8 protein-coding genes are annotated in these 7,427 nt (G+C 70.1%); 1 reads left to right on the forward strand and 7 read right to left on the reverse strand.

The features are described 5' to 3' along the window. The coding region (locus G3N92_RS28340; protein ID WP_206130892.1) for an AraC family ligand binding domain-containing protein at positions 1-384 on the reverse strand (384 nt) is incomplete at its 3' end. 304 nt (positions 385-688) lie between these two features. Between G3N92_RS28340 and G3N92_RS28345 the strand changes: the two genes are divergently transcribed. Next, positions 689-1,681 (forward strand): aliphatic sulfonate ABC transporter substrate-binding protein, encoded by a 993-nt coding sequence (locus tag G3N92_RS28345; protein WP_206130893.1) that lies wholly within the window; start codon positions 689-691, stop codon positions 1,679-1,681. Between the two features lie 217 nt (positions 1,682-1,898). On the opposite strand, the gene G3N92_RS28350 is transcribed toward G3N92_RS28345, so the two are convergent. The 6 genes from G3N92_RS28350 to G3N92_RS28375 form a co-directional block, all read right to left on the reverse strand. Next, a complete protein-coding gene (locus G3N92_RS28350; RefSeq protein WP_206130894.1) occupies positions 1,899-2,942 on the reverse strand; it encodes a sulfonate ABC transporter substrate-binding protein in 1,044 nt (347 codons plus the stop codon). A gap of 153 nt (positions 2,943-3,095) precedes the next feature. Beyond that, the gene (locus G3N92_RS28355) at positions 3,096-3,857 is read right to left on the reverse strand and encodes a 2-keto-4-pentenoate hydratase (RefSeq protein ID WP_206130895.1); all 762 of its coding nucleotides are present in this window, start codon (positions 3,855-3,857) and stop codon (positions 3,096-3,098) included. A gap of 159 nt (positions 3,858-4,016) precedes the next feature. Further along, a complete protein-coding gene (locus tag G3N92_RS28360) occupies positions 4,017-4,820 on the reverse strand; it encodes a MipA/OmpV family protein (protein WP_206130896.1) in 804 nt (267 codons plus the stop codon). After that, positions 4,821-5,738, reverse strand: coding sequence for an alpha/beta fold hydrolase (locus G3N92_RS28365; RefSeq protein ID WP_206130897.1), 918 nt, complete (start codon positions 5,736-5,738; stop codon positions 4,821-4,823). A 1-nt stretch (position 5,739) separates the two neighbouring features. Continuing rightward, entirely contained in the window at positions 5,740-6,534 is a 795-nt protein-coding gene (locus G3N92_RS28370) for a DUF4118 domain-containing protein (protein ID WP_206130898.1), read from the reverse strand. Between the two features lie 294 nt (positions 6,535-6,828). Then, positions 6,829-7,427: hypothetical protein (locus G3N92_RS28375; protein WP_206130899.1), on the reverse strand; the 599-nt coding region annotated here is incomplete at its 5' end.

The following is a 7,427-nucleotide window of genomic DNA, read 5'->3' on the forward strand; positions in this document are numbered from 1 at the left end:
TTCGCCGATGATCGGCCCGCGGATCGCCGCGCCGCGCCCGGCCGCGTCGTCGCCGGCCAGCAGCGAGCGCAGATGCTCGGTGCGCACGTAGACGGTGCGCTGCCGCCAGCCGCTCGCATCGACGGGCCAGCCCGCGTGCGGCGCGTCGGCGTCGATCGCGTAGAGGTCGCCCGCCTTCGCCACGAACTCGCTGCCGCGCATGCGGATCCGGATCGCGCCTTCGGTGATCAGCGCGAAACAGGCGGTGTCGTGGGTGTGGACGTCGTAGGAGAAATCGTGGAAATCGCCGTGCAGCAGGTCGGCGGCCAGCTCGGGCGCGCGCCAGATGCGTACGTCGGTTTTCGGCTCCGGCGCGCGGGCCGGGCGGCCGCTTCGGGCGTTCATGATCGGTGCGGCGGAGGTTGACGAGTGGCGGTCGCGCCAATGTACACCAATCGGCAGCGCGCGTTTTCGGCGGAGCTCGTCATCGCGGCGGCAGCACGTTCGCCGCCGACGGCGAGGCGTTCGACCTGCGCGGGCCCATGCTGAACGGGAAGGGATTTCAGGTCGACATCTGAACGCCGCCGTCGCCCGAAGCTTGAATAGTCCTGCCACGGGTATCGATAGCTGAAATGATCGGTTCGCTGCAACAGCCGAAACCGTTACGTTAGCGGATTCGTTGACCGCTCACGCTCCAGGAATCCGCTCCATGTCCCGACTCACGCGCCGCGCCTTTTCCCGTTCCCTGCTCGCGCTGACGCTGTCCGCCGCCGGCCCGTTCGCGCGCGCCGCCCAGCCCGCGCCCAACGTGCTGCGCATCGGCTATCAGAAATCGTCGACGCTGATCACGCTGCTGAAGGCGCGCGGCACGCTCGACCGTGCGCTCGCGCCGCTGCAGACGCGCGTCGAATGGCACGAGTTCGCCAGCGGCCTGCCGCTGACGGAAGCGCTCAACGTGGGCGCGGTCGATTTCAGCGCCGACGTGGCCGACACCGTGCCCGTGTTCGCGCAGGCCGCGCAGGCGCGCTTCGTCTACGTCGCGCAGGAAGCGCCGTCGCCGTCCGCGCAGGCGATCGTCGTCAAGCGCGACGGCGGCATCGATTCGCTGGCCGCGCTCAAGGGCAAGGACATCGCCACCACCAAGGCCGCCGGCAGCCATTACCTGCTGCTGGCCGCGCTGGCCAAGGCGGGGCTGACGCCCGCCGACGTGAACGTCCACTACCTGACGCCGGCCGACGGCCGCGCCGCGTTCGAGCGCGGCAGCGTGGCGGCCTGGATCACCTGGGATCCGTACGTCGCGTCGGTCGATCGCCGCCCCGACGTCAAGGTGCTGGCCGACGGCGCCGGGCTGGCCTCGTACCAGCGCTACTACCTCGCCTCGACCGACTACGCGAACGCGCATCCGGACGTGGTGAAGGCGCTGTTCGACGCGCTGACGCAGGAAAGCGTCTGGCTGCGCGCACATCAGGACGAGGCCGCGGCCGTGCTCGCGCCGATCTGGGGGCTGGACGCCGCCACCATCGCGCGCGCCAATTCGCGGCGCAGCTACCTCGTGCGCGCGGTGCTGCCGGCCAACTACGGCGAGCAGCAGCAGATCGCGGATACGTTCAGGAAGGCCGGGCTGTTGCCGACGCGGGTCGATACCAAGCAGGCGCTGCGCTGGGATTTCGCGGCGCGCAAGGCCGTGCCGGCCGGGGCTTGACGGTAGAAACAGCCGGCTCGGTGCTGGCTTGCATGCCTGAGCGCAAAAAAGCCGGCTCGCTGCCGGCTCGCATGCCTGAGCGCGAAAAAGCCGGCTCGCTGCCGGTTTTCACGTTCGAGGTCGAAACAAAGCCTGCACCGCGCCGGCTTGCATGCATACCCGTCTCGTTGCGGATGCAACGATCATGCAAAGCGGCGTCGAGCCGCCCCCACCTCGCTCAGCGCGCGGCCCAGCGCGTCTGCGTGACGTCGAGCTTGCCCGGCACCAGCTTGAGCGCCGTGAACGCATCGGCGATCTGCTGCTGATAGGCCAGCGTGGCGTCGGTGATCGGCTCGACCTGGTAGCTCGCGCGGCCCAGCGCCAGTTCGAGCGTGGCCGCATCGAGCCCGACCAGCGGCGACAGTTGCGCCGCCAGCGCCGGAATATGGTCGCGCGCCCACACGTCGGTCGCGTCGATCTCGGCCAGCACCGCGTGCACCAGATCCGCATGCGCGGTCGCGAACGCGCGGCTCGCGAGGTAGTACTGCGTATTCCGAACCAATCCTTCGCCGTTGCGCAGCGTGCGCGCGCCGGTCTGGCGCTCGACGGCGGCCAGGTACGGATCCCAGATCACCCAGGCGTCGATCGCGTGCTGCTCGAACGCCGCGCGCCCGTCGGCGGGCGCGAGGTACACGGGCTGGATGTCGCGATAGTCGAGCTTCGCGGCTTCCAGCGCCTTGACCAGCAGATAGTGAACGTTCGAGCCGCGATTGAGCGCGACCTTCTTGCCGCGCAGGTCGGCCACGCTGCGGATCGGCGAATCGTGCGGCACGACGATCGCCTCGCCCTTCGGCGCCGGCGGCTCCGCGCCGATATAGACGAAATCCACCTTGCCCGCCTGCGCGAAGATCGGCGGCGTCTCGCCCACGGTGCCGATGTCGACCGCGCCGGCCGCCAGCCCTTCGAGCAGTTGCGGGCCGCCCGGGAATTCGATCCAGCGCACCGCGACGCCCTGCGGCGCGAGCCGCTTCTCGAGCGAGCCGCGTGCCTTCAGCGCCACGAAGTTGCCGTATTTCTGATAGCCGATGCGCAGCGTGGTGTCGCCGGCCGCGAGCGCGGCGCGGCTCGCGCCCAGCGCGGCCAGGCCGCCTGCGCCGATTGCCGCCGGCCTGGCCAGCGCCAGTGCGGCGGCGGCTGCCGCCTTGAGCCAGTCGCTGCGCGCGGCGTCGGGCGCGCTCGGGTCGGCATCGTGGCCGGGGAAATTCGGGTGCCCGTGTCGCATCGTCGTATCGATATCCGTGGTTCGGTTTGCGGTAGCGCGGCGGGCCGCGGGAAGCGGCCGGCCGGAGCGCCGATGGTAATCAAAGCGGCCCGCAAGCCAAATCCGAATTGCTGCAATGCTTATCGAGACGATGCGATAGCGGCGAGCTGACGATCAGGCGATCGTCAGCGTGACGGGCGGCAGGCCCGCGATCTCGCCGATCGCCACGCCGCTGCCCGCGACGCGCACGAGGCCCACGTAGGTGCCGGTGGTCAGCACCTGCTCGGGCGTGATGTCCACGCGGCGCGCGACGGTGGCGTGATTGACGAGCCACGGCAGCAGCCGGCGCGGATCGCCGGCCGGGTTGCCCGGCGTGCCGGCGAACAGCGGCTGGCCGTTGAACGTGAACGACAGGTGCGGCGCGAGGAACGGCAGATCGTCGCGATACGGCACGAACTCGCCGGCCGCCAGCGCCGCGTGGCTCAGCAGGTCGGCCAGTTGCGCCAGGCGATCGACGTCGGGATGCTTGGCGAAGCGGCTGCCCACCACCTCGATGGTCGCCCCCACCGACGCGATCGCACCCAGCACCTCGGCATCCGAATACGCGGTGTCGCTCGGCTCGAAGCGGCGGCCGAGCCGGAACGCGATCTCCAGCTCCAGCCCGAACGGGCGGCGCGCGTCGGCCGTGTAGACCGACGTATCGCCCTGCGTCACGCCGTGTGCGGGCAACGGCGCGGCCTGCGCCGGGCCGTCCGGCGTTTTCGCGCCGACCTTCCAGCCGCCGATGGCGCCGCCGAGCGCCTCGATCAGCACGTGCTGCTCCGCGTAGGCTGCGTTCGCGTCGGCCGGCACGAGGGCGTCGGGCAATGCGTCGATCTGCGTGTGATGCGTGCGCGCCTGCGCGAGCAGGCGGCCAAGGGAGAGGGAATCGTTCATGGCGGTCGAGGGTTCCGGGAAAGGAGAAAGGCGGGCAATCCTGGCGGACGGCCCGGCGCGGCGCGGAGTGATTCGGATTGCCGCGGCCGCGCGTCAACGCCACATGCTACCGGCGATCGGCCATGCGCGCCGCTCCTCCCGCGCTCACCGCGCGCGAACTCAGAACCGGTAGCCGAGCGACGCGAACGTGGTCCACTCGGTGCGCCGCTCCGTCACCGGGCTGTGCGCCGCGAAGCGCTGCAGGCGGCCGAGCGTGGAATTGAGGGTGCCGACCCAGTGACGCGAGAAGTCGTGCGTCATGTAGAAATTCAGGTGCACGTCGCGCACGCCCGAGCCGGTCGAATAGGCCGGCAGCCCCGACGACGCGCTCTCGGCCGGCGAGATGCCGAACAGCGTGCGCGTGTAGGCGCCGTTGGCCCAGGTCAGCCCCGGCCCGATCGAGAACAGCCAGCCGTTCAGCGGCAGCGACGCATACAGATCGGCGCTCGCCGTGGTGCCCTGCCCGTAGCCGAGCACGTCGCGATAGATCGCCAGCGCGCCCGTGAACGCCCACACCGTGTAGTCGGCGAACAGCTTGAGCTTGGGGCCGTCGTGCACGTCGGGCAGCCCGCGCAGCCGCGGGTCGTCCTTCGCGTCGCGCGACTGGAAATCGAAGCTGACGGCCATGCCGACGTGGTAGTTCGGGTTCGACACGACGTTCCAGCCGAGCACGTCCGGCCCTTGCGAGAAGAAGCGGTCGCGGTAGGAAATGTCGAGCGCCGGGAACGGATAGGCCTTCAGGTGCCGCGAGCCCGGATATTGCGGCGCGACGTACACGCCCGGCCCCACCGTGATCTTCCAGGGCGACGCGTTGGATGCGGCGCCGGTATCGGTAGTGGTATCGGCATCGGCCTGCGCGTGCGAGGCGAGCAGCATGACGGCAGCCGCGCAGGCTGCCTTCGCGGGAATCGAAACTGGCTTCATTTATTTGGTCTTGCGGGCTACCGCCGCGAGTTGACGCAGCCGCCGCGCGAGCGCTTTCGACACGACGGGCGGCGACCCCGCGCCGGCGCCGTGCGCAATTTCGCTCTCGCGCAGGAACAGCGCGGTTTCGCGCGCAACGATTTCCCGTTCGTTATCGGACGTGATCATGTGATACGAATCGTCGAGCCAGATGGTGCGCAGGAAGCTCGCGCCGATCCGGTCGATGATGAAGTTCGGATTGCGCGGGCTCGAGGTTTCGTCGTCGATTGCGTGGATCACGAGCGTGTCGTTCTCGATGGTTTCCACGCCCTTGCAGGCCTGGCGCGCGAGCCGGTTCGCCTGGTGCAGCGCCGGCAGCGAAATTTCCGACGGGCCCACCTCGCTGAACGCGTCGCGCTCCATCGCGCGCGCGATCTTCGCGCGCAGCGCTTCGTTGCGCAGACCGAACGGCTCGGCCTCGCGGTAACGGTAGCGATGGCGCAGCGGCGTGTAATAGGCCAGATCGAGGATGAAGCGATACCAGGGGATCGCCCAGCCGTTGTAAGTGAGCGTCAGCGACAGCAGCGCAAGCGCCTGCGCGCCCGGCCGCTCGCGAATCAGCCGCAGCGCGAGCGCGCCGCCGATCGACAGCCCGCAGATCGACACGCGCTCGTAGCGCGCGGCCAGCGCGTCGTACTCGCGCACCGCGCCTTCGAGCCAGCGCTCCATCGGCAGCTCGGTCGAGCCGGCGCTGTAGCCCTCGATCACGGGCGCGCTGATCGTGAAGCCTTCGTCGTGCAGGTAACGCGCCAGATAGCGCAGCTCGAGCGGCGAGCTGGACAGCCCGTGCAGCAGCAGCACCGCGTGGCTGTCGCCCTCGCTGAAGATCGGCGCGGCGCCCGACGGGCGCGCGGCCTTGCCGATGTCGTTCGCGTTCATCTCAAGCCTCCTGCGGCGTGGTGCGCAGCACCAGGAAATCGCCGGCGTGCGTGGTGAAGCGCTCGCACACGCATTGCGTCAGGCGGAAATCGCCGGCCTGCGCGGGCGCCTGCATGCGCACGCGATGGCTGCCGGCCGACAGCGTGTGGGCCACGCGCGACGCATCGTCGGGATGCACGCTCTGGAACAGCGGACCGGGGGCCACTTCGCCGTCGAACGGCAGCGGCGCGTCGACGCTCTGGCCGACCTGCGCGCGCTGCATCGCGTCGCGCTCGAGCGCCTTGATGAGGATGAGGTCCTGCTGATGCTGCGTCAGGTGGCGCAGCAGGCGATGGGTTTCGTCGACGGCGCGGCGCGCCAGCGCGCGCTCGTTGTCCTGGCGCAGCAGCATCTCGTAGCGCGACTGCGCCACGGCCGTGACGAGCTGGGCGCGATACTGCGCGCGGCGCAGCCGCTCGACCAGCACGATCACCAGCAGCGTGACGAGCGGATAGGACACCAGCAGCACGATGTCGCCGCGCGTGACGGTGGTGAACGCATCGATCGAACCGTACGGCGGCACGAACAGGAAATCGGCGATCGCGAGGCCGAGCAGCATGACCGTCAGCGCCGGCGCGAGGCCCAGGTAGTACTGCACCAGCACGGCCGCGATCGCGAACGCGGTGCCGGGCATGATCGGGCCGAGCAGCGGATGCAGGGCCAGCCGCACCGCGATCGCGAGCATCAGCGCGCCCGCCGCGGTAGCCCAGCGCCGCATGCCGGCCGGCGCCCACAGACTCGCATTTCGAACTTTCATGGCTCTCGGATCGTGCAAAAAACGCTGGAATGGTAACGAGTTTCGTCTGGATTTTGGCAAACACGACACGATGTTTTTCAACTTGCAGCAAAGCCGCGCAGCTTGCCGCATGCGTTGACACGCGATCGTCACTTTTTGTGTCGTTTTGCGTCGATGCGGCCGGCCGGGCGTGCTCCGATGGCCGTGCCGCCGGGCGTTGCGGCGCAACATGTTGCGTCCGCATCCGGTTGGCGAGGCCCGCCGGGTCGCCATCCGGCCGCTGGCCCGAGCAAGCCGCGTGCGCGCGCCTACCGCTTACATCCCGTCGACCGGCGTGACGTCCGGCCCGAACACCACGCAACCGAACGCGAAACGGCCGGCGGCCCCGGCCAGCGCACCCGCGAACCGCGCGGACGGCAGGCGATGCGGGCCCGGCAGATAGGTGCTGCCCGGCTCGGCCAGCGCCCCGGTCTGCAGCTTCGAGAGCGGCGCGGCCCAGCGCAGATAGCTGGCGTGGAAGCCCGCAGCGTGGCCGTCCTCCACGTTGCCGCCGATGTCGAGCCCGGCCGGCACGGCCGACGGCATCGGCACCAGCCGGCGCGAGGCCGCGAACGCAGTCAGTTCCCCGGCGGTTTCGGCGTAGACGGTCAGGTCGACATCGGCTTCGGTGTCGCCGCTTTGCTGCCGCGACAGATGCACTTGCGTGACGGGCAGGCCCTCGATCGTGACCGGGCGCGGAAAGCGCACGCGCATTTCCTCCCAGCGATCGGCCGGCGCGTCGCGGCCGGCATCCACCACCACCCCGCCGTCATGCGCATAGCCGACGAACGCCACGCCCGCGCCGCGCCAGGCGGTGCGTTCGGCCGGCGTCGGCCAGTGCGCGTTGGGCGCGCAGCTCAGCATCGATTGGAATC

Source organism: Burkholderia sp. Ac-20379 (assembly GCF_017104645.1).
Taxonomy (GTDB): domain Bacteria; phylum Pseudomonadota; class Gammaproteobacteria; order Burkholderiales; family Burkholderiaceae; genus Burkholderia.